At 59.7% G+C, this 22,001-nt stretch carries 18 protein-coding genes; 11 read left to right on the plus strand and 7 right to left on the minus strand.

The window, feature by feature from the left end:
• Positions 1–36 precede the first annotated feature (36 nt).
• The 3 genes from I6G83_RS07240 (at position 37) to I6G83_RS07250 (ending at position 3,778) form a co-directional block, all read left to right on the plus strand.
• Positions 37–2,346, plus strand: a complete 2,310-nt coding sequence (locus tag I6G83_RS07240; protein ID WP_062779123.1) for a type VI secretion system Vgr family protein — start codon at positions 37–39, stop codon at positions 2,344–2,346.
• 11 nt (positions 2,347–2,357) lie between these two features.
• A complete protein-coding gene (locus tag I6G83_RS07245; RefSeq protein WP_054306100.1) occupies positions 2,358–2,687 on the plus strand; it encodes a hypothetical protein in 330 nt (109 codons plus the stop codon).
• A 98-nt stretch (positions 2,688–2,785) separates the two neighbouring features.
• Complete coding sequence (locus tag I6G83_RS07250) at positions 2,786–3,778, plus strand: acyltransferase (RefSeq protein WP_054306099.1); 993 nt, start codon at positions 2,786–2,788, stop codon at positions 3,776–3,778.
• 29 nt (positions 3,779–3,807) lie between these two features.
• Here I6G83_RS07250 and I6G83_RS07255 read toward each other — a convergent pair whose 3' ends face one another.
• On the minus strand, positions 3,808–5,202 hold the full coding sequence (locus tag I6G83_RS07255; RefSeq protein ID WP_062779120.1) for an amidohydrolase family protein: 1,395 nt from the start codon (positions 5,200–5,202) through the stop codon (positions 3,808–3,810).
• Between the two features lie 718 nt (positions 5,203–5,920).
• Between I6G83_RS07255 and I6G83_RS07260 the strand changes: the two genes are divergently transcribed.
• A complete protein-coding gene (locus I6G83_RS07260; RefSeq protein ID WP_152972247.1) occupies positions 5,921–6,415 on the plus strand; it encodes a hypothetical protein in 495 nt (164 codons plus the stop codon).
• A gap of 594 nt (positions 6,416–7,009) precedes the next feature.
• Here the strand turns inward: I6G83_RS07260 and xylB are convergent.
• Both xylB and xylA read right to left on the minus strand, forming a co-directional pair.
• The gene (xylB, locus tag I6G83_RS07265; RefSeq protein WP_054307687.1) at positions 7,010–8,461 is read right to left on the minus strand and encodes a xylulokinase; all 1,452 of its coding nucleotides are present in this window, start codon (positions 8,459–8,461) and stop codon (positions 7,010–7,012) included.
• Between the two features lie 74 nt (positions 8,462–8,535).
• Positions 8,536–9,855: a xylose isomerase gene (xylA, locus tag I6G83_RS07270; protein ID WP_054307686.1), complete on the minus strand. Its 1,320-nt coding sequence runs from the start codon at positions 9,853–9,855 to the stop codon at positions 8,536–8,538.
• A 353-nt stretch (positions 9,856–10,208) separates the two neighbouring features.
• On the opposite strand from xylA, the gene xylF reads away from it, so the two are divergent.
• The 4 genes from xylF to xylR all read left to right on the plus strand — a co-directional run bounded on the left by xylF (position 10,209) and on the right by xylR (position 15,201).
• Positions 10,209–11,207, plus strand: a complete 999-nt coding sequence (xylF, locus tag I6G83_RS07275; protein ID WP_054307685.1) for a D-xylose ABC transporter substrate-binding protein — start codon at positions 10,209–10,211, stop codon at positions 11,205–11,207.
• A 22-nt stretch (positions 11,208–11,229) separates the two neighbouring features.
• The gene (locus I6G83_RS07280; RefSeq protein WP_054307684.1) at positions 11,230–12,771 is read left to right on the plus strand and encodes a xylose ABC transporter ATP-binding protein; all 1,542 of its coding nucleotides are present in this window, start codon (positions 11,230–11,232) and stop codon (positions 12,769–12,771) included.
• Positions 12,749–13,933, plus strand: a complete 1,185-nt coding sequence (xylH, locus tag I6G83_RS07285; RefSeq protein ID WP_015344055.1) for a xylose ABC transporter permease XylH — start codon at positions 12,749–12,751, stop codon at positions 13,931–13,933. The genes I6G83_RS07280 and xylH overlap by 23 nt, the downstream gene beginning before the upstream one ends.
• An 89-nt stretch (positions 13,934–14,022) precedes the next feature.
• Positions 14,023–15,201, plus strand: coding sequence for a D-xylose utilization transcriptional activator XylR (xylR, locus tag I6G83_RS07290; protein WP_054307924.1), 1,179 nt, complete (start codon positions 14,023–14,025; stop codon positions 15,199–15,201).
• Between the two features lie 6 nt (positions 15,202–15,207).
• Here xylR and I6G83_RS07295 read toward each other — a convergent pair whose 3' ends face one another.
• On the minus strand, positions 15,208–16,062 hold the full coding sequence (locus I6G83_RS07295; protein ID WP_041411682.1) for a LysR family transcriptional regulator: 855 nt from the start codon (positions 16,060–16,062) through the stop codon (positions 15,208–15,210).
• A 182-nt stretch (positions 16,063–16,244) separates the two neighbouring features.
• Between I6G83_RS07295 and I6G83_RS07300 the strand changes: the two genes are divergently transcribed.
• Both I6G83_RS07300 and I6G83_RS07305 read left to right on the plus strand, forming a co-directional pair.
• Positions 16,245–17,387, plus strand: a complete 1,143-nt coding sequence (locus I6G83_RS07300) for a cyanate transporter (RefSeq protein WP_232238965.1) — start codon at positions 16,245–16,247, stop codon at positions 17,385–17,387.
• 130 nt (positions 17,388–17,517) lie between these two features.
• Positions 17,518–18,819 carry an esterase-like activity of phytase family protein gene (locus I6G83_RS07305; RefSeq protein WP_152972195.1) on the plus strand — a complete coding sequence of 434 codons (1,302 nt, stop codon included), beginning with the start codon at positions 17,518–17,520 and terminating at the stop codon, positions 18,817–18,819.
• Between the two features lie 46 nt (positions 18,820–18,865).
• Here the strand turns inward: I6G83_RS07305 and I6G83_RS07310 are convergent, their stop codons facing one another.
• The 3 genes from I6G83_RS07310 to I6G83_RS07320 form a co-directional block, all read right to left on the minus strand.
• Complete coding sequence (locus I6G83_RS07310; RefSeq protein WP_138111281.1) at positions 18,866–19,360, minus strand: fimbrial protein; 495 nt, start codon at positions 19,358–19,360, stop codon at positions 18,866–18,868.
• Between the two features lie 13 nt (positions 19,361–19,373).
• On the minus strand, positions 19,374–20,180 hold the full coding sequence (locus I6G83_RS07315; RefSeq protein WP_054306300.1) for a fimbrial protein: 807 nt from the start codon (positions 20,178–20,180) through the stop codon (positions 19,374–19,376).
• Between the two features lie 180 nt (positions 20,181–20,360).
• The gene (locus tag I6G83_RS07320) at positions 20,361–20,681 is read right to left on the minus strand and encodes a hypothetical protein (RefSeq protein ID WP_054306294.1); all 321 of its coding nucleotides are present in this window, start codon (positions 20,679–20,681) and stop codon (positions 20,361–20,363) included.
• Between the two features lie 779 nt (positions 20,682–21,460).
• On the opposite strand from I6G83_RS07320, the gene I6G83_RS07325 reads away from it, so the two are divergent.
• A complete protein-coding gene (locus I6G83_RS07325) occupies positions 21,461–21,982 on the plus strand; it encodes a fimbrial protein (protein ID WP_054306293.1) in 522 nt (173 codons plus the stop codon).
• Positions 21,983–22,001 lie beyond the last annotated feature (19 nt).

Raw genomic sequence — 22,001 nt, forward strand, 5'->3', positions numbered from 1 at the left:
AGCGAAAATCGTCTTGGTTTTGGGGAGAAACAGCTTATGTTTGACCGTATTACGGTGACAACGCCGGCGGGCGCCGGTGCGTTGAAGTTCTGGAAGCTCAGCGGGGTGGAACAGGTTTCACACTCGTTCGAGCTGCAGGTGATGCTGCTCAGCACCGACGCCCGGCTGGACCGCCGGGCGATGCTGGGCCAGCCGATCACCCTGACCATCCCGACGCAGGGACTGCTGTCCGCGCCGCGCTATCTCAACGGTAAGGTCACCTCGGTCAACGTACACAGCGCCGACATTAACGGTGCGCGCTACGCCGTCTACACCCTGACGATGGAATCCGACCTGTGGCCGCTGAAGCGGGACCGCAACCAGCGCATCTTCCAGAACCAGCGCGTGCCGGATATCGTCAAAACGGTGCTCGGGGAGTACGGCGTGCAGATGGAGGAGCAGCTCTCCGGCAGCTACCGCAGCTGGGAGTACTGCGTGCAGTATCAGGAAAGCAGCTACGACTTTATCTCCCGGCTGATGGAGCTGGAGGGGATTTACTTCTTCTTCCGCCACGAGGCGGATAAACACACGCTGGTGCTGCACGATGCGCCGCAGCAGCACCAGCCGTTCAGCGGCTATGAGGCGATTCCCTACCACGCCACGCCGTCCGGCGGCAGCACCGGCGAGGAGGGGATCGGCCAGTGGGCGATCTCCGAGCGGGTGACGCCGGGGATCTACAGCATCGACGACTACGATTTCCGCAAGCCCAACGCCTGGCTGTTTCAGGCGCGACAGAACCCCAGCTCGCCGCAGCCGGGGCAGATTGACTACTACGACTGGCCGGGACACTTTGTCGAGCACGGCGACGGCGAATTCTACGCCCGCGTGCGGCAGGAGGAGTGGCAGGCGGAGCACCAGCGCATCAGCGCCACCGCCACCGCGCTGGGCATCGTGCCGGGCTGCACCTTTACGCTGCTTAACCCGCCGTTCGCAAGCGACAGCGGCGAGTATCTGGTGCTGAGCGCCAGCTACGATCTGGAGGAGAACAGCTACGCCAGCGGCGGCGACGAGGCGGTGCACCGCATCGATATGACGGTGATCCCCGCCGATACGCCGTACCGCTCGCCGCAGCGCACGCCGTGGCCGCGCACCCACGGCCCGCAGACCGCGCGGGTGGTGGGGCCGCAGGGCGAATCGATCTGGACCGACAAATATGGCCGCATCAAGGTGAAGTTCCACTGGGACCGGCAGGCCAAGGGCGATGAGACCAGCTCCGGCTGGGTGCGCGTCTCCAGCGCCTGGGCCGGCCAGGGCTTCGGCGGCGTGCAGATCCCGCGCGTCGGCGACGAGGTGGTGATCGATTTTATCAACGGCGACCCGGATCGGCCGATAGTCACCGGCCGGGTGTATAACGAGGCCAGCATGCCGCCGTGGGCGCTGCCCGCCGGCGCCACCATGATGGGCTTTATGACCCGCTCCAAGGACGGCCACAGCGACAACTCCAGCCATCTGTTCTTTGAGGACAAGGCCGGCTCGGAGATGGTGCAGCTGCACGCCGAAAAGGATATGAATATTTCGGTGGAGAACGATAAAACGGTGACCATTGACGGCAACCGCACCACCACCATTCAGAAAAAGCAGCAGGACGAGGTGTTCGGCGACGCCAGGTTCACCTACCACGGCACGCGCACCACCACGGTGACCAAGAAAGAGACCAAGACGTTTGAAGACGGCGAGAAGGTCACCATCAGCAACGGCCGCAACTCGGAGATCACCAGCGGCGGTGAACAGCTGAAGATCACCGGCGAACGCAGGGTAGAGACGGTGGGTACCGAAGAGCAGATCGTGTCGAAAAAGGTGACCCGGCGCTATAACGAAGGCATGGACTTTTATCTGGAAGGCAAACGCTATGACCAAATCACCGGGAAACGCCACGTTATCGTGACCGATGACGTGACCGACGACTACCAGGGCAACCTGAATCAGACCATCACCAAAAATGTCGATACCAAAATTATCGGCAACTGGAAGCAGGATGCCAAAGAGGGCATGACGCTGACCTCGGATCAGATGATTACCATCGACAGTAAGGTGAAGGTCAGCATCAAAACGCCGGCGGCGCTTGAGTACAAAGACCATAAAGAGACCGTGTCGATGTTCTCGTTCGATTTCACGGCGGCGAAGGTGGTGACGGAAGGCTATTCCACCACCGTTACCGTCGGCGGTAAACTCGGTCTGGCAACGATGAAATTCGACAAGACCGGTTTTGACCTCTCGACCAAAGAGGGGCGAGTGGAGTTTGGTCAGGCAATGGTGCAGGTCGGGCAGATTATGTCGCAGTTTAACGGCCTGACGATTATGGGCTGAGGGATGTATTTATGAAGTTCGCTATCATTATTTCCGCGATTATTTTTGCGGGTTTTTTTGCCTATATTGCCCACCTGTTTTACCGCGATCACAAGATAGACGCCCAGGGACGGGAGCTGTTGGCGCACGTGGAAGAGGTGCATTACCGCAGCTCCAACGATAACGGCAGCATCAATATCCGCTACCGGCTGTCGTGGCAGGAGGGCGACGCCACCAAAGAGGTGGAAGGCAAGGAGACCATCCCGGCCTTCTATTCGTCGAAGGTGCAGCAAGGCAGCGACGTGACGATCCGCTACCTGGACGACGACCATATTGCGTTTGTGTTCGATCGAGACCGTTAGGCCGAATCCGATAGTACGCCCGGGGCTTGTCGCCCCCATCCGCACGCTATACCCTGCGCGTTAACCTGGTTAACGATAAACGACATGCAAGGGTGCGGATGAGCAATAAAATTGGCTGGATAGATAACTTACGCGCCGTGGCGTGCCTGATGGTGGTGATGATCCACGCCACCACCGCGGTGCTGACCACGCCGGATAAGGTGGGCAGCCTGGCCTGGGACGTCGCCAACCTGCTCAACGCCCTGTCCCGCGCGGCGGTGCCGCTGTTCTTTATGATCTCCGGCTACCTGTTCTTCGGCGAGCGCAGCGCCAACCGCAAACACTTCGTGCGCATCGGCGGCTGCATCCTGTTCTACAGCGCCGTGGCGCTGGCGTATATCGCCTGCTTCACTCATATCGGTTTCTGGCCTTCGCTGCGCACGCTGCTGCAAAAGCCGGTGTTCTATCACCTGTGGTTCTTCTACGCCATCGTGGTGGTGTATCTGCTGTCGCCGCTGATCAACGTCAAGCCGGTGTCCGGCCGCTATCTGGCGGCGGCGCTGCTGATTCTGGCGGTGCTGGCCAACCCGAACGGCGATAAGCTCGCCGTCGACGGCGTGCACCTGCTGCCGGTCAACCTGTATATCGCCGGCGATACCTTCTACTACCTGCTGTATGCGCTGGCCGGACGGGCGATCGGCATGATGGATACCGGGCGGCGCGGCGTCAGCCTGCTGGCGGCGCTGGGGCTGGTGGGCAGCGTGGCGCTGATTATCATCGGCACCCGCCATCAGTCGCTGATTAACGGCAACCTTGCCGCCACCTACTACCTGTACGCCACCCCGCTGGTGTTTATCGCGGCGGTATCGCTGCTGGTGTGGTTTAAAAACTGTCTGGCGCAGCCGGTGGGCTGGCTGGCGGTATTTTCCCGCCATTCGCTGGCGATCTACGGCCTGCACGCCCTGATTGTGAATCTGCTGCGGCATCAGGGCTGGGATCTTGACGGCTATCCGCTGCTGGATATCTTCTGGGTGTTTGGTCTGGCGCTGGGGCTGAGCCTGCTGCTGTCCGTCGGGCTGCAGAAGATCGACCGCCGGCGGCTGGTGTCCTGAACGGGCGGCGGCCGCCGCCCGTCTTCACCTCAGGCTTTGGCGACACTGCCGTACACCAGACGCCCCTGATGGAAGGTGGCGCGACGCGGTGAGATGCGCGCCACCGCCTCGGCCGAACAGCTGGCGTCGACCAGCATAAAGCCGGCGTCGTCGCCAACCTGCGGCCAGACGCGCCGGCCCTGGTCGTTCAGCGGCAGCAGGTTGCCGGTGGCGATGGCCAGAGAGCGCGACAGGTGGAACTCGTCGGAACCCCGGTACAGCTGGGCGTACAGGTTGGCCTTTTCCAGCATATCGCCGCTGCCGAACGGCGACCAGTGGTCGATCACGCTGTCGGTGCCGGTCATCACAAATACCCCTTTTTCACTCAGCTGCGGCAGCGGCATCATCAGGCTGCCGATCGGCACCGTCGAGGCGATGTCGATCTGCTGCGCCGCCAGCCGCTCGGCGGTGTCCGCCAGGCGTCCCTCATCCAGCGTACTGAGCGCGAAGGCGTGGCTGATGGTGACCTTGCCGCGCAGCGCCGGGTTTTTCTCGACGGTGGCGATCATATAGTCGATGGCCGCCACGCCCGCCGGGCTGGTTTCATGCAGGTGAATATCGACGCCCTTGCCGCTGTCGAGCGCGATCTGGAACATGGCGTCGAGCGATTTCTCCATCGCGCCGTCGACGTTGGTCGGGTCCAGCCCGCCGACGTACTGTACCCCCATCTGCATCGCCTCGCGCATCAGCGCGTCCACCTTGGAGTGCAGCAGGCCGTGCTGCGGGAAGGCGACGATCTCGCAGCTGAAGCCGGCGCGCTGATTTTCCAGCGCGCGCTGCAGGTGCTCCAGGCTTTTCAGCCCGCTGACCGGGTCGATATTACAGTGGCTGCGCGCCACCGTGCTGCCCTTTGACTGCAGCAGGGCGATCAGCCCTTCGGCGCGCTGCTGCGAGGTCGGCAGCAGCTTGGGGATCAGCGTCTGCTCCAGCGCAATCATATCCATGATGGTTTTGCCCTGGCGTGGGCGTGGCGCCTGCCACGGGCCGCCGTAGAAGGTTTTGTCCAGGTGGATATGCATATCGCGCGTGCCGGGCAGCAGCAGCTGGCCGCCCGCCGAATAGCGCGGCAGAGCGGCGGGCGGCGTTGCGCCGGCCGGGTGCAGCGCCGCGATTTTGCCGTCTTTGATTTCCAGCGTATAGCGCGCGGTGCGGGTGCCGATCACCGTGTCGCCGTCGTACTCGAAGCCCTCTTCCAGCAGCACGTCGCTCAGCAGGTAGTGGCGGTCGGTGAGGGTCATCGGCTCCGGCGCGGCGCAGGGGGCGGCAGCGGCGGGCGCGGCCGCCTGCACCACGCCGCCGCTCATGCCGAGCACCGCGCAGGCGGTGGTCAGCTTGCCGGTTTGGCTGAGAAAGGTTCTGCGGCTTTGTTGTTGGCTGTTTTCCACAATCGGTTCCTTATCCAGAGGTGTTGCGTTGCAGCCATTAATCTAAAAAAGTCGCGCCGGGGTTGGCAGCGACATTTGCCACTGGTGATTATTCGATTTGGTAATGATGGCGGGGTGACGGGGGAGGGCAGGAGAGGGCAATGCGGGCGACCAATGTCACCTGCATTTGGGGGGTATCTGTCAGACATTGCGTGATGTAAAACAACGGTGTGGACATGTCACAGCCTTGCTGCCTAACAGTTGGAATACAACGTTAAAACCATTGCCGCCCGCTTGTATCGGCGTATTAGCGACCGATGAAGGCTTTGGTAGCTATGGTTATTCTGCGCAGCAACACAAGCTCAAAGAGAGGTTGCTATGGCAATGCTTGCTTGAAAGTTTATTCCACTTTCTGAAAGTGGAATATATTCACGGAGGGGGGCGATTGGGAGCGAACAGCAGTATTTTATTCTCATTGTAGTAATGATAGCTGATGAGCTCGTCGCGTTTACTTTGAAATTTGTTAATAAAATGATTGCAGAGGGTTAAGTTTAGGTTGGCTTAAAAATGGTTTGGGGTTAAAGCTGGTTTTTTTATAATTCAACAAAAGATTTATATTTATAATGAGGCGTGTTGTGCTGGGCTTAGCACAAATGCCAACTATTTTTTATATATTTAATCCTTGGTATGTTAATTATCCAAACGGTGGTTTGGGTAATTTAATAACCAAGGAGTTTTTATGTCTTGTAATTCTTTTGAATGTGGCTCTATTGGTGCTTCATGTGAGATACCAATACCTGGCGAGACCAAAATCACTAGTTATCTAATGAGTGGTCTTGTTGATTTAACGGATGATTTTACTAAAAACGAAGCATTGAGCGTATCGGATGATTATTATCAATTAAAATTATCGGTTTTGGTTGGTAATGGTAGTCATGCTAAGCCTGGTTGGTCTAATGAAATTGGCATTATGGTTAATCCTGATACTAATTTTGTTCCATGCGATAGCAATAATAACCCTCTTCCATACACGATATCAGCACGGCGAACTGCACGGCAGGCTAAAAGTGGTAAGATGATTCAATACTGTTATACAGTGCAATTTAATGTTTTTGGAAAGTTTACTAAAATCCGTACAGTGGACGGTAGGTATGTAAAATTTGAAAAAACAAATAATATACTTGATAAGGCATGTATTTATTTGTACGCAAGCTTTGTATATAAAGACCGCTGATTAATTATGTGATTAATAGTTTTGGCCCTACCATTGTGTAGGGCTTTTTATTTAGGAGTAGCTAGTCATAAATGGCGTTAATACGTTCCTGGCTTATAGCCAGGTGGAGGGTGAAAAATGAGTGGCAATTTATAGCCATGAACGACACCTCTGGCTCTGAAATAAATACGCCTGAGGATGTTCATCAGGCGTTTTACAGACAGAAGACTGTCAACCTATATCAGGACTGGTCAGTAATCTTCAGACTTGCGTTTATATTAAGAATTTTATCCTACCTACGTAATGTGGACATGGTATTCAGCAATGTTCTGGTTTTCAAGTTATTCTGGACTGAGGCTGTCACAGGTATTGTGGCAGCGCCAGAGATTGTCATCGCATTCAATGTCATAAAACACTGACGTTCGCGTTATTTCACCGCTGAAATCAACAAACTTCAGGGCTTCTGACGAAATTCCGGCGTCGATTTTTCATCGGATTTCCTCCTCTTACTTGAGCGCTTACTCACTGAATCGCATGATCGCTACTGCCGGGTAAGATCATTGAGTGAGTCGGTTTTTCGTTGCGGATGGGGTTATATCATTGACTCCATAACGCTCACATCAACGGCAGCAGGCAGCGATACAGCTCGCGGAAGGTGGCGCGGCGCTCCGCGTACTCTTGGTGGCGTCCGGCATCCGGCGTATGCATCTGCTCCAGCGGCAGCGGGGGCAGCAGCTCGGCCAGCGGGCGCTGCGGGTTGAGCGCAATCTGCGCCAGCCGCGCCGCGCCCAGCGCCGGGCCGACGTCGCCGCCGGTGCGGTATGCCAGCGGCTGGCCGCTGATATCCGCCAGCATCTGCCGCCAGAACGGGCTGCGCGCGCCGCCGCCGATCAGCGTAATGCTGTCGGGCTGCAGGCCGCTGGCGTGCAGCGCGTCCATACCGTCGGCCAGCGCAAAGCCCACGCCTTCCAGCACCGCGCGCGCCAGGTCGTTTGGCCCGTGCTGGTGGGTCAGCCCCCAGAATACGCCCTTGGCGTTCGGGTTATTGTGCGGGGTGCGTTCGCCGGACAGATAAGGCAGGAACCACAGCGGCGTATCCGCCGGGGCGGCCTGCTCGACGTTGCGCAGCAGCGTGGCGACATCGGCGACGTTGGTCAACCGGCAGACCCAGTCCAGACAGGAGGCGGCGCTGAGCATCACCGACATCAGGTGCCAGGTGTCGGGCAGCGCATGGCAGAAGCTGTGCACCGCGCTGGCCGGGTTGCTGAGGAAGCCGTCGCTGACGGCGAAATAGACGCCGGAGGTGCCGAGCGACAGCATCGCCTGGCCGGGCTGATACAGCCCGACGCCGATCGCCCCCGCCGCGTTATCGCCGCCGCCCGCCGCCACCGGCGCCTGCGGCATGCCCCAGCGCTGCGCCAGTTCGGCATGCAGCCGGCCGGTGAGCCGGTTGCCTTCAAACAGCGTCGGCATCTGGCCGCGCGTCAGGCCGCAGGCGGCCAGCATCTCATCGCTCCAGTCGCGCCGGGCGACGTCCAGCCACAGGGTGCCGGCGGCGTCCGACATATCGCTGGCGAAGACGCCGCACAGCCGCCAGCGCAGGTAATCCTTCGGCAGCAGCACCTTGTCTATCTGACTGAAGATGTGCGGCTCATGCTGCCGCACCCACTGCACCTTTGGCGCGGTAAAGCCGGGCATCATCAGGTTGCCGGTAATGGCGCGCGAGCGCGGCGCCGCCTGCTCCAGCTGGCGGCACTGCGCGAAGCTGCGGCCGTCGTTCCATAACATGGCGGGGCGCAGCACGTTCTGCCGGCTGTCCAGCAGCACCGCGCCGTGCATCTGGCCGGTCAGGCCGACGCCCTTCACCTGCTGCAGCGTATGCTGCCGGCCGAGCGCCAGCATGGCGCGGTCGGTCGCCTGCCACCAGTCGTGCGGATCCTGTTCGGACCACAGCGGCTGCGGGCGGGAGAGGGCCAGCGCCTCGGTGTGGCTGGCCAGCAGCTGTCCGCGCTCATCCAGCAAAATGGCTTTCACGCCGGAGGTGCCAAGATCGATGCCGATATACATAGAGGTTCCCTTCCTTCGGTGGGCGTATCCGCGGTCATGCGGCCTGCGGGGCGGGCGCTGCCGCCCCGGCAGGGTTAGCCGAACAGATAACGGTTTACCAGATTCTCATATTTTTCCTGGTGGCCGCTGTGATGCTGCGGCGCCAGATTATGCTGTTCAGCGTACTTGGCCAGCGCGTCCAGCGACAGTTTTCCCTGCAGAATTTGTTGGCCCAGCTCGCCGTTCCAGCCGGCATAGCGTTTGGCGACCTGCCGATCCAACTGCCCGTCCTCAATCATTCTGGCCGCCACCTTCAGCGCCAGCGCCATGGTGTCCATTGCGCCGATATGGCCGTAGAACAGGTCATATTTGTCGGTGCTCTGGCGGCGCACTTTGGCGTCGAAGTTCAGGCCGCCGGTGGTAAAGCCGCCGGCCTTGAGGATTTCAAACATCACCAGCGCGTTCTCTTCGACGCTGTTCGGGAACTGATCGGTATCCCAGCCGAGCTGCGGATCGCCGCGGTTGGCGTCCACCGAGCCGAAGATGCCGAGCGCGATGGCGCTGGCGATTTCATGGTGGAACGAGTGGCCGGCCAGCGTGGCGTGGTTGGCCTCGATGTTCACCTTGATCTCCTTTTCCAGCCCGAACTGCTTCAGGAAGCCGTACACCGTGGCGACGTCGTAATCGTACTGATGCTTGGTCGGCTCCTGCGGTTTCGGCTCGATCAGCAGCGTGCCCTGGAAGCCGATTTTGTGTTTGTGCTCTACCACCATCTGCATAAAGCGGCCAATCTGTTCGCGCTCCTGGCGCAGGTCGGTGTTCAGCAGCGTTTCATAGCCTTCGCGGCCTCCCCACAGCACATAGTTTTCGCCGCCGAGCCGCTGGGTGGCGTTCATCGCGCTGTATACCTGCGCCGCCGCCCAGCTGAAAATTTCCGGGTCCGGGTTGGTGGCCGCGCCGGCGCCGTAGCGCGGGTGGGTGAAGCAGTTGGCGGTGCCCCACAGCAGCTTGACGCCGCTGCTTTGCTGTTTTTCCGCCAGGACGTCGGTCATCACGGCGAAGTTGTGCAGATACTCCTTCAGCGAGCCGCCTTGCGGCGTGACGTCGACGTCGTGGAAGCAGTAGTACGGCACGTTGAGCTTGCTGAAGAATTCAAAGGCGACGTCCGCCTTGCGCCGCGCCAGCTCCAGCGCATCGCCCGCCTGCTGCCAGGGGCGCTCGAACGCGCCGCTGCCGAACATGTCCGCGCCGTTCCAGCAGAAAGTGTGCCAGTAACAGGCGGCAAAACGCAGATGGTCGGCCATGCGTTTGCCTAATACGATTTCATCCGGGTTGTAGTGGCGGAATGCCAGCGGATTGTTGCTGCCGGTGCCTTCGTAACGGACTTGTTCAAGCTGATCAAAATAAGATTGCATTCTCGACTCCTTGGTAACAGAACCCGGCTTTACGGGATGCCTTAATCTTCGGAGCTGATGACCGCAGTCTCAATTATGTTATTTCACACTCAAATTCAGATAATTATTAAATGTGCGATGGATCTCATATTACGCGTTTATTTAGCCAGACTGACCCGTTGGCAGCGATAAATTTTCACCAGGTTAAAACATGATCGCCATCATAAAAATAACATTAAACCAAAAAACGTAATTCGCCGGTAAAAATCAGTAATTGCTGAGTTAACGCTAAGCGACAACACTTTCCGGGACGTGGTGCCATAAAAAGTCGTTTCAATTATTACCCTACAATTTCAATAAAGAAGGTATATAAGATGAAATTTAAGCACTTATTCCTCTCTGCCTGCGCCATGCTGGCGCTGGCCAGCCAGCCGGGGTTCAGTAAAGACGTCAAGATTGGGATGGCGATTGACGACCTGCGCCTGGAGCGCTGGCAGAAAGACCGCGATATCTTTGTCAAACAGGCCGAAGCGCAGGGCGCGAAAGTGTTTGTGCAGTCCGCCAACGGCAATGAAGAAACCCAGATGGCGCAGATTGAGAACATGATTAACCGCGGCGTCGATGTGCTGGTGATCATTCCTTATAACGGGCAGGTGCTGAGCAACGTCATCGGCGAGGCGAAGCGCGAAGGCATTAAAGTGCTGGCCTATGACCGCATGATTAATAATGCGGATATCGATTTTTATATCTCGTTTGATAATGAAAAAGTGGGCGAACTGCAGGCGCAGAGCCTGGTGCAGCGCGTGCCGCAGGGCAATTACTTCCTGATGGGCGGCTCGCCGGTGGACAACAACGCCAAGCTGTTCCGCCAGGGGCAGATGAACGTGCTGAAACCGCTGATTGACGCCGGCAAAATCAAGGTGGTCGGCGACCAGTGGGTGGACGCCTGGCTGCCGGAAAATGCGTTGAAAATCATGGAAAACGCCCTGACGGCCAATAACAACCGCATCGATGCGGTGGTGGCCTCCAACGATGCCACCGCCGGCGGCGCGATTCAGGCGCTGGCCGCGCAGGGGCTGGCGGGCAAGGTGGCGATCTCCGGGCAGGACGCAGATCTGGCGGCGGTCAAACGCATTATCGCCGGCAGCCAGACCATGACGGTGTACAAACCCATCAGCAAACTGGCCGATGAGGCCGCCAATATTGCGGTGCAGCTGGGGCGCGGCGAACAGCCGAAATCCAACGCCAGCTTAAATAACGGCAGTAAAGCGGTGCCCGCCTGGTTATTAACGCCGGTCTCCGTCGATAAATCCAATATCGACAGCACGATAGTCGCCGATGGCTTCCATAAAAAAGCCGAGCTGGGTAAATAAACTGCGCCGTACGGAGGACGCTATGTCCTGTTTATTGCATATGAAGCACATCACCAAGCAATTTGGCGCGGTGAAAGCGGTGGATAATGTCAGTCTGCAGCTGGAAGCCGGCCAGGTATTATCATTATGCGGTGAAAATGGCTCAGGAAAATCCACATTAATGAAAGTGCTGTGCGGAATATATCCGCACGGCAGTTATCAGGGCGATATTTATTTTTCCGGCCATTTAATCACGGCGAAAACGATTCGCGATACCGAGCAAAAGGGTATCGCTATCATTCATCAGGAGCTGGCGCTGGTTAAACAGATGACGGTGCTGGAGAACATGTTCCTCGGCAGCGAGTGGAGCCGCCACGGCCTGCTGGATGATGACGCGATGTATCAGCGCTGCCGGCGCATGCTGGCGCAGGTCAAGCTGGCGGTGGACCCCGATACCCGCGTCGGCGAGCTGGGGCTGGGGCAGCAGCAGCTGGTGGAGATCGCCAAGGCGTTGAACAAGCAGGTGCGCCTGCTGGTGCTGGATGAGCCGACCGCCTCGCTGACCGAAAGCGAAACCGCCACGCTGCTGACGATCGTGCGCGATCTGCGCGATCGCGGCATTGCCTGCATCTATATTTCCCACAAATTGAACGAGGTGAAGGCGATCTCGGATCTGATCTGCGTGATCCGCGACGGCAAACATATCGGCACCCGCCCGGCGGCCGGCATGAGCGAGGAGGAGATTATCGCCATGATGGTCGGCCGCGAGCTGACCGAGCTGTATCCGCAGGCGCAACACGCCGTCGGCGAGGTGGTGCTGCAGGTCGATAACCTGACCGCCTGGCACCCGGTTAACCGGCATATCCGCCGGGTTGACGACGTATCGTTTACGCTGCGGCGCGGTGAAATCCTCGGCGTCGCCGGGCTGGTGGGCTCCGGCCGCAGCGAAACCATGCAGTGCCTGTTCGGCGCCTATCCCGGGCGTTGGCAGGGGCGCATCACCATCGACGGACAGGCGGTGTCGATCGGCAACTGCCGGCAGGCGATGCGCTACGGCATCGCCATGGTGCCGGAAGACCGCAAACGCGACGGCATCGTGCCGGTGATGGGGGTCGGCGCCAATATGACGCTGGCGGCGCTGGGGGAGTTCAGCGGCCCGCTGTCGGTGTTGGACGAGGCGCGCGAGCAGGCGGTGATTCAGCAGTCGCTGGCGCGGCTGAAGGTGAAAACCGCGTCGGCGGAGCTGGCGATCGGCCGCCTGAGCGGCGGCAACCAGCAGAAGGCGATCCTCGCCAAGTGCCTGCTGCTGAACCCGAAAATCCTGATTCTGGATGAGCCGACGCGCGGTATCGATATCGGCGCGAAATATGAAATCTACAAATTAATCAATCAGCTGGTGCAGCAGGGCATTGCGGTGATCGTCGTTTCGTCCGAACTGCCGGAGGTGCTGGGCCTGAGCGATCGCGTGCTGGTGATGCACCAGGGGAAAATCAAGGCCTCGCTGGAAAACCGCAATCTGACCCAGGAACAGGTGATGGAAGCCGCGTTGAGGAGTGAAAATCATGTCGAAAAACACGCTGTCTGAGGCAAGTCTGCCGGCTGCGCCCGCCAAAAAGCCGCGCCTGCCGCTGAAATCGCTGAATCTGCAGGTGCTGGTGATGCTGGCGGCCATCGCCGTGATCCTGCTGTTCTTTACCTTTACCACCGAAGGCGCGTACCTCAGCGCGCGCAATATTTCCAACCTGCTGCGCCAGACGGCGATCACCGGCATTCTGGCGGTCGGCATGGTGTTTGTGATTATCTCGGCGGAAATCGATCTGTCGGTCGGCTCGATGATGGGGCTGCTGGGCGGAGCGGCGGCGATTTTTGACGTCTGGCTCGGCTGGCCGCTGCCGCTGACCGTCGCGGTGACGCTGCTGGCCGGCCTGCTGCTCGGCGCGTGGAACGGCTGGTGGGTGGCCTATCGCAAGGTGCCCTCCTTTATCGTCACGCTGGCCGGCATGCTGGCGTTCCGCGGGATTTTGATCGGCATCACCAACGGCACCACCGTGGCGCCGACCAGCAGCGCGATGTCGCAGATTGGTCAGAGCTACCTGCCCGGCGGCCTCGGCTTCGGCATCGGCGCGCTGGGGCTGGCGCTGTTCGTTATCTGGCAGTGGCGGCGGCGCAGCAGACGCGCGCAGCTCGGGCTGCCGTTGCCCGCCGCCGGCGGCGACGTCGCCCGGCAGAGCGTGATGGCGGTGGTGGTGCTCGGCGCCATCTATTTGCTGAATGACTATCGCGGCGTGCCGACGCCGGTGCTGATCCTGACGGCGCTGATGCTGGCGGGGATATTTATGGCCTCCCGCACCGCCTTTGGCCGGCGCATCTACGCCATCGGCGGCAATATCGACGCGGCGCGGCTGTCGGGGGTGAATGTCGAGCGCACCAAGCTGGCGGTGTTCGCCATTAACGGCCTGATGGTGGCGATCGCCGGGCTGATCCTCAGTTCCCGGCTGGGGGCCGGCTCGCCGTCGGCGGGCAATATTGCCGAACTGGACGCCATCGCCGCCTGCGTGATTGGCGGCACCAGCCTGGCGGGCGGCGTCGGCAGCGTCGCCGGCGCGGTGCTGGGGGCGTTTATCATGGCGTCGCTGGATAACGGCATGAGCATGCTGGACGTTCCCACCTTCTGGCAGTACATCGTTAAAGGGGCGATCCTGCTGCTGGCGGTATGGATGGATTCCGCTACCAAGCGGCGGGCATAAACGCCTTACCTCACAAATCTCGCTGCATTTTTACTGCTCTCTGAACGGCTGTGCTATTCAGAGAGTGGTTTGTTTTCCGGGGATATCGCATGTTCGAAAAACGCTACCGTATTACATTGCTGTTTAACGCGAATAAGGTGTATGACCGCCAGGTGGTGGAAGGGGTGGGGGAATACCTGCAGGCGTCGCAGTGCGACTGGGATATTTTTATCGAAGAAGACTTCCGCTGTCGTATCGACAATATCAAAGAGTGGCTGGGAGACGGGGTGATCGCCGACTTTGACGACCGCGAGATTGAGCGGCTGCTGCATAACGTCCAGGTGCCGATTGTCGGGGTGGGCGGCTCCTACCACCGCGACGACGACTACCCGCCGGTGCACTATATCGCCACCGACAATCATGCGTTGGTGGAAGCGGCGTTTATGCACCTGAAGGAAAAGGGGCTGAACCGCTTTGCGTTTTACGGCCTGCCGGCCGACGGCGGCAAACGCTGGGCGCAGGAGCGCGAATATGCCTTCCGGCAGCTGGTGGCGCAGGAGCAGTATCAGGGCGTGGTGTATCAGGGCCTGTCGACCGCGCCGGAAAACTGGCAGTACGCGCAGAACCGGCTGGCGGACTGGGTGCAGACCCTGCCGCAGCAGACCGGCATTATCGCGGTGACCGATGCGCGCGCCCGCCACCTGCTGCAGGTGTGCGAACACCTGGCGATTCCGGTGCCGGAGAAATTGAGCGTGATCGGCATCGATAATGAGGAGCTGACGCGCTATCTGTCGCGCGTGGCGCTGTCGTCGGTGGCGCAGGGGTCGCGGCAGATGGGCTACCACGCCGCCAAACTGCTGCACCGGCTGTTAAAACAGCGCGAGCTGCCCCTGCAGCGCATCCTGGTGCCGCCGCTGAAGGTGATCGAACGGCGCTCGACGGATTACCGCTCGCTGCGCGATCCGGCGGTGATTCAGGCGATGCACTACATCCGCCATCACGCCTGCCGCGGCATCAAGGTGGAACAGGTGCTGGATGCGGTGGGGCTGTCGCGCTCCAACCTGGAGAAGCGCTTTAAAGAGGAAACCGGCCAGACGATTCACCATGCGATTCACGCCGAAAAACTGGAGCGGGCGCGTAACCTGCTGGCGACCACCGCGTTATCGATCAACGAGATTTCACAGATGTGCGGCTACCCGTCGCTGCAATATTTTTATTCGGTGTTCCGCAAGGGCGACGCCATGACGCCGAAAGAGTACCGGGACAAATACGCGGAAACGGCCTGCTGACGCCGCTTACGCCAGCCGGCAAAACGTCGTCAGCCGCTGCGCCAGCGCGCCGGCGGCGGCGGGAGCGCTGTCGCGGTAATACAGCGCCAGTTCGAAATCATTCACCGGCGGCAGGCCCTCGGCCTCGCCCAATACGCGGTGGCTCGGCAGCCGGCAGCCGGCGGGCAGCAGGGTGACTCCCAGCCCGGCGGCGGAGGCGGCGGTCAGCGCCGCCAGGCTGGCGCTGCTGTAGCCGATGCGCCAGCGTTTGCCGAGGTTGTCCAGCGCCTGGCACAGCTCGTCGCGGTACAGCCCGTTGAGCGGGAACACCGCCAGCGGCACCGGCGACTGCTCAATGGCGGGAAAGGCCAGGCTGTCCAGCCACAGCAGCGGCTCCGGCCGCGCCGCGCGCGGCGGCTGGCTGCGGCGCTGTTTAACCAGAATCAGATCCAGCTCTTCGCGGCCGTAGGCGTGGTGCAGATCGGCGCTCAGGCCGCTGGTGACGTCCAGCCGCAGGTGCGGATGTTCGCGGCTGAATTCGGCCAGCAGCTCGGTGGTGGAGGCGGCGAAGTCTTCCGGCACCCCGAGGCGCAGCACGCCGTCACGCCAGACGCCGGTCAGCGCGTCGTGCGCCTCTTCGTTCAGCGCGATAATGCGCCGGGCGTAGCTCAGCAGCTTCACCCCCTCTTCGGTCAGCAGCACCTGATGGGATGAGCGTTCAAACAGCGGTTTGCCGAGCATCTCTTCCAGCCGGCGCACCTGCTGGCTGACGGTCGACTGCGACAGGCACACCCGCTCGGCGGCGCGGGTAAAGCTGCTGCTGTCGCATACGGCGACAAAGCTGAGCAACAGCTGCGGGTTGAACATCGGATAACGATTCATTTTGTCACTGCTGACCATTCCATTATTTAATTTCCAAATACTAACGGCATTTTCTACAGTGAGGCAACGTTGCCGTCACCGCGTTGTGACGGCTCTCCTTCCGCATTTACTGACTGGAATTCATGGTGGTTAATCACTCTCAACCGGCGGCGGCGTCAGGCACGCGCCGCTGGTTCCATCCTTTGTTATGGGCGCTGGTGCTGATCGGCCTGAATATGCGCCCGCTGTTAACCTCCGTCGGCCCGCTGCTGCCCACGCTGCGCCAGGCCACCGGCCTGAGCTTCGGCGGTGCGGCGCTGCTGACCGCGCTGCCGGTGCTGATGATGGGGCTGATGGCGCTGGCCGGCGGTGCCATCAACCGTCTGCTGAGCGAACGCGCCAGCGTATTGCTGAGCCTGCTGGCGATTGCGCTGGGGGCGCTGTGGCGCGAACTGGCGCCGGACAGCACGCAGCTGCTGCTCAGCGCGGTGCTGGGCGGGCTGGGCATCGGCGTTATTCAGGCGGTGATGCCGGGCATTATCAAACACCATTTTCTCAAGCGCATGGCGCTGGTGGCCGGCCTGTGGTCGGCGGCGCTGATGGGCGGCGGCGGGCTGGGGGCGGCGATCACCCCGTGGCTGAACAGCGGTCGCGACTGGCACAGCGCGCTGGCCTGGTGGGCGCTGCCGGCGCTGGCAGCGTTGGCGGTCTGGCTGTGGGTGAGCCGCGGGCTGGTGCGGCTGGCACCGGTGGCCGCCGGACAGGCGGGCAGCCCGCTGCGCAGCCCGCGCGCCTGGCTGCTGGGGATTTACTTTGGCCTGATTAACGGCGGCTACGCCAGCCTGATCGCCTGGCTGCCGCCGTACTATATGCAGTTGGGCTGGCAGCCGCAGGCCAGCGGCGCGCTGCTGGCGCTGATGACGCTGGGACAGGTGTTAGGCGCGCTGGCGTTGCCGGCGCTGGCGCGCGGCCACGATCGCCGTCAGCTGCTGTGGGTAGCGCTGACGCTGCAGCTGGTCGGGTTTATCGGCCTGATCGGCTGGCCGCTGCAGACGCCGTGGCTGTGGGCGCTGCTGGCCGGCTTCGGCCTCGGCGGGGCGTTTCCGCTGTGCCTGGTGCTGGCGCTGGATCACCTGCCGCAGCCGGCGGCGGCCGGGCGGCTGGTGGCCTTTATGCAGGGCATCGGCTTTTTACTGGCGGGCGCCGCGCCGTATGTCTCCGGCCTGCTGCGTGACTACAGCGGCGGCTTCCTGCTCGACTGGCAGCTGCATACGCTGTTGGTGCTGCTGCTGATGGCGCTGACGGCGCGCTTTCATCCGCGCAGCTACCGGCAGGGCGGCGGGTAATATTTCTGTCATTGCGGCTGCCTATAGTGACGGTGCTTTTACCTCTTGGTCGAACACCTCATCAGGACGCTTAAAAATGACAATGAAAACAACGATAACATCCCTGCCTCTGGCGCTGCTGCTCGGCGGCATGCTGTGCAGCGCGCCGCTGTGGGCGCAGCAGGAGGTTGACGCGCGGCTGGCCGGCCATGCGCTGCTGCCGGTTAACAGCACGCTGACGCCGCCGGACGATGCCCCGGCGGATCTGCGCCAGAGCGGCAAATACACCAGCGGCCAGCGGGTCAGCGTACTTGGCAGCGTCGCCGGCCTGTCGGCCGACCGCCCCACCGGCATCGGCCTGCCGATCGACGGCCAGCCGCGGCAGGGGCACTCCGGCATTAAACATATGCCGGACGGCAGCTATTGGGTGCTGACCGATAACGGCTTCGGCAGCAAGGCCAACTCGCCGGACGCGATGCTGTATCTCAGCCACTACCGCATCGATTTTAAGACCGGCGCGGTGGAGCCGCTGAAAACGGTATTTCTGCACGATCCGGACAAGAAAGTGCCGTTTCATATCGTTAATGAGAGCACCGACCAGCGCTACCTGACCGGCAGCGACTTCGACCCGGAAAGCTTCCAGTTCGCCGATGATGCCCTGTGGATCGGCGACGAATTCGGCCCTTATCTGATCAAGGCCACGCTGGACGGCAAGGTTCTGGCGGTGTTCGACACCCAGGTGAACGGCAAGGTGGTGAAATCGCCGGACAATCCGACTCTGACGCTGCCGGGCGCGCCGGACGGCAAACAGAACTTCCAGGTGGCGCGCTCCAAGGGCTTTGAGGGCATGGCGCTGTCGCCGGACGGCAGCAAACTGTATCCGCTGCTGGAAGGGGCGCTGTGGGACGGCGAAGATTTTGAGCAGGTGGACGGCAAGCGCTATCTGCGGGTGCTGGAGTTTGACGTTAAGCGCCAGCAGTGGAGCGGGCGCAGCTGGCAGTACGTGCTGGAGGATAACGCCCACGCGATCGGCGATTTTAATCTGATTGACGCCACGCACGGGCTGGTGATTGAGCGCGATAACGGCGAAGGTACGGCGGATCGCGCCTGCGCCGCCGGCGCGCCGACGGAGAACTGCTTCAGCCAGCCGGCGAAATTCAAACGGGTGTACCGCATCGCGTTTTCCGACGCCAACGTCGGCCGGCCGGTGGAGAAGCAGGCCTACATCGACCTGCTGAAGATTCAGGACCCGAACCGGCTGGCGCGCAAGCCGCTGAATAACGGCGTGCTGACCTTCCCGTTCTTCACCATTGAAAACGTCGACGTGGTGGATAAGCGCCATATCATCGTCGGCAACGATAACAACTTCCCGTTCTCCGCCAGCCGTCAGCCGAATCAGGCGGACGATAACGAGTTTATCCTGCTGGAGACGCCGCAGCTGTTAACGCCGTAGGGCGAAAAAAGCGCGCGCCGTCTGGCCGGCGCGCGCAGGGGAAGGATTAGAAATAGTCGATCTGCATGGTGGCGCCGCTGGTGAATTTCCCCTCCGTCAGCGTGGCGGCAGGGGATTTGACCGGTACGGCGTCCAGCTGCGGCAGCGTGGTGTAATCGATATTGAGCGCGCTGTTGAGGTTAAACGCCTTGCCGTCCGCCAGCAGTTTAATCCCCAGGCCGTTGACGCTGGTGTGCAGCACGTTGGCGTCAAACGCCGCGCCGGTGCCGACAATTTTCATCTTCAGCTGTCTGGCGGGGTCGAGAAACTCACAGCGCACGCTGTAGCTCAGCCGCTGCATATAGCGGCTGCCGTCAATGCGCTTGACGCCGACCTGGCCGAAATCCACGTCGATGGTGCGGCCGTCGTTAATCTCGCAGGGCGGCGGCGCCACCACCGTGGCGGTGATGCTGACCCGCGTCCCCTGGTCGGCGGCGAACGCGCCGCAGCCTGACAGCGCGGCCAGCAGGCCGGCAAACCATTTTTTTCCAATGCGTATCATGGCGGGGGCTTCCTTAAGGCGCGCTGAAAATCAGCGTTGCCGAGCCGGAGAGCGGGCCGGTGGCGATGCTGGTATAGGGCACGTTGTTTTTTACCGGCACAAAGGTCAGGGTGTCGCTGCCCATGCCGTTGACGATCCGGGTGCGGAACGCGTTGTTGGGTTTGACCACCGCGTTGTTGTACACCATGGCGACGCCCACGTTGGCGTTGCTGGTCTTGATATAGTCCGGGGAAAAGCCGGCGGCGTCGCTGACCAGCCGGATCAGCACATCCTGCGTGGCGCTGTGATCGTCGCACTGATAGCTGAGCGCCTTATCCTGTTTGATCTGCGCATCCGCAACGTTCTGCGTCAGAAAGTCCTGACGGATCTGATTAAAGTCGACGTTAATCTGCCGGCCGTTGTTAATGGTGCAGCTGGTGGTGACGAAGTAGGCGTCGTTATCGGCAATCAGCCGCCAGCGGTAGGGGCCGCAGTTCGGGCAGCCCGGCCGGTCATTGGTCTGCCTGAAGTTGATTTGGCCGATAATATCCCCTTTGTTGATTTTAATATCCGGGGTGGGGAAACGGCTCAGCACGATATACACCTGGATCTTTACCGTCTGCTGGTTCAGGTTGGTCAGCGTCATCACGCTGATGCCCGCCTGCACCGGAGAGTTATAGTCGACGCCGTTAATGGTGGTGCCGCTGCCGATGCCGCCAAAAATCGCGCTGTTCATGGTTAACGCCGGGCTGTCGGTTTTCAGATAGTCGGTCCAGCTGGCCACGTCGTTTTTACAGGTGACCTGGCTGACGTTGACGATCTCGTTTTTACCGTATGACAGCTGCGGCCCGATGCGCACCCGCACATCCACGGGCGTGCTCGAGCCGCCCTGGGGAATATAGCCGCCGTCGGAGGTTCGGCAGGTAAACGCCTGCGCTTTGCCGGCCAGTAATAACGGCGCCAGGCAGCAGCATAATAAAAAGATAATTTTTTTCACTGTTATATCCCAAATGTGTAGTCATTAAAGCGCGCGCGCGCCGTGTTGCGGCAGACGGCAACCATCCTTTTGTTGCTCAGCGGCGGCGGGATACCATCTCAGCGAGTTTTTTACCGATCCGTGGCTGACAATGGCGTCGCCATTGGCGACCATTTCCAGTAATAAGTTTCTGGCTCGATACACGCCTTCATTTATATATTCCGCCAGTTGTCGGGTAGATAGCCATTCATGCTGGGGAGGTAGTTCTTTCTCCTGGGTTAACGGGGGAGACAAAGTTAATAATGCGTGCAGCAGCCGCTGTTTTAGCTGCCGTATTTCCTTCTTTTTGGGCGATAACACTTCCATAGTATCTCCTCGGACTTCTTTATAGCCTTACCCGGGTACGGTGGTGTTTATCTATATGCTGTGTAGACCCGTTATACTGCAAATTGCAGGCGTATTGGTTGCGTTCAGTCACCCGAACCACTGACCGGAGTAAGTTCATCGGGATGCCTTCCCTTATCGCCTTCCTGCAACGTGAATTATTTAGGGCGTATAGGATAAAACCCAGTTAAAGCAAAAGATTAACGGTATTGCATGGCGGTTATATACGGCGTTAACGATCGCGTCACGACGGGTCCAGGACCCGCTTTCAGCATCAGATAAAGCCAATTTTTGGTTTATTATATTCAAAACAGCCACATTTTAGATCTCATTGTTCGCAAAACAATAAAAAACAGGATATTCATCTGGTTTTATATAATTTACGATCTATGGCGCTAAAAATAACAATAATTTTACCGGTTAAAGGAAAGATATTGCGAATATTGTGGCTGAACTAAAAAACACTTTTTTTAATGAGGGCTATTTGCCAGAATATCTCTCACCAGCCATAAGGGACTGCCGGGTAAAATTGAATGGTTATTTAATGTGATTTTTATCGAATCACAGCGGGTTTCCTGTGCTTTTTTACTTTTGCCGCAGCGGTAAGTTTTACCATCATACCTTTGGTTTAGGTACGTTTAACGATTCACAAAGTGCTAAAGAATAAGCTCGCGTTATTTATCTGCGGATAAATATCCGCTGCGCGTCGTTCTTTATTTATTGGATATACGCATTCTCTTCTTATAAGGAATATAGGTTCTATGAAACTTAACAAAATCATGCTGGCCGCGGTGATGGCATTTGGCGCAACCTCTTTCGCTCAGGCTGCCGATCAGGGACACGGTAAAGTTAACTTTATTGGTTCCATCATCGATGCGCCTTGTTCTATCGCCCCTGAATCTATCGACCAGACCGTCGATCTGGGCCAGGTATCCAACGTGGCGCTGAAAAACGGCGGTTCTTCTAACCCGCGCTCATTCGATATCAAGCTGGAGCAGTGTGATACCACCACGCTGAAGAGCGTCAGCACCACCTTTACCGGTTCGGCTTCACCGACCAATAAAGACCTGCTGGGCATCACGGGCACCGCCAGCGGCGCCGGCGTTGCCATCACCTACGGCGGCCAGCCGGTTAAGCTGGGTACGGCCACCACCGCGCAGAACCTGAATGAAGGCAGCAACACCCTGCGCTTTGCCGCCTACCTGCAGGGCGAAGGCGCTTCCGCCGCCGTAGTGCCGGGTGACTTCACCGCCGTGGCCGATTTCACCCTGGCTTACCAGTAAGCCATAGCGTCGCCGGGCG

This window comes from Serratia rubidaea (assembly GCF_016026735.1).
GTDB lineage: Bacteria > Pseudomonadota > Gammaproteobacteria > Enterobacterales > Enterobacteriaceae > Serratia_B > Serratia_B rubidaea.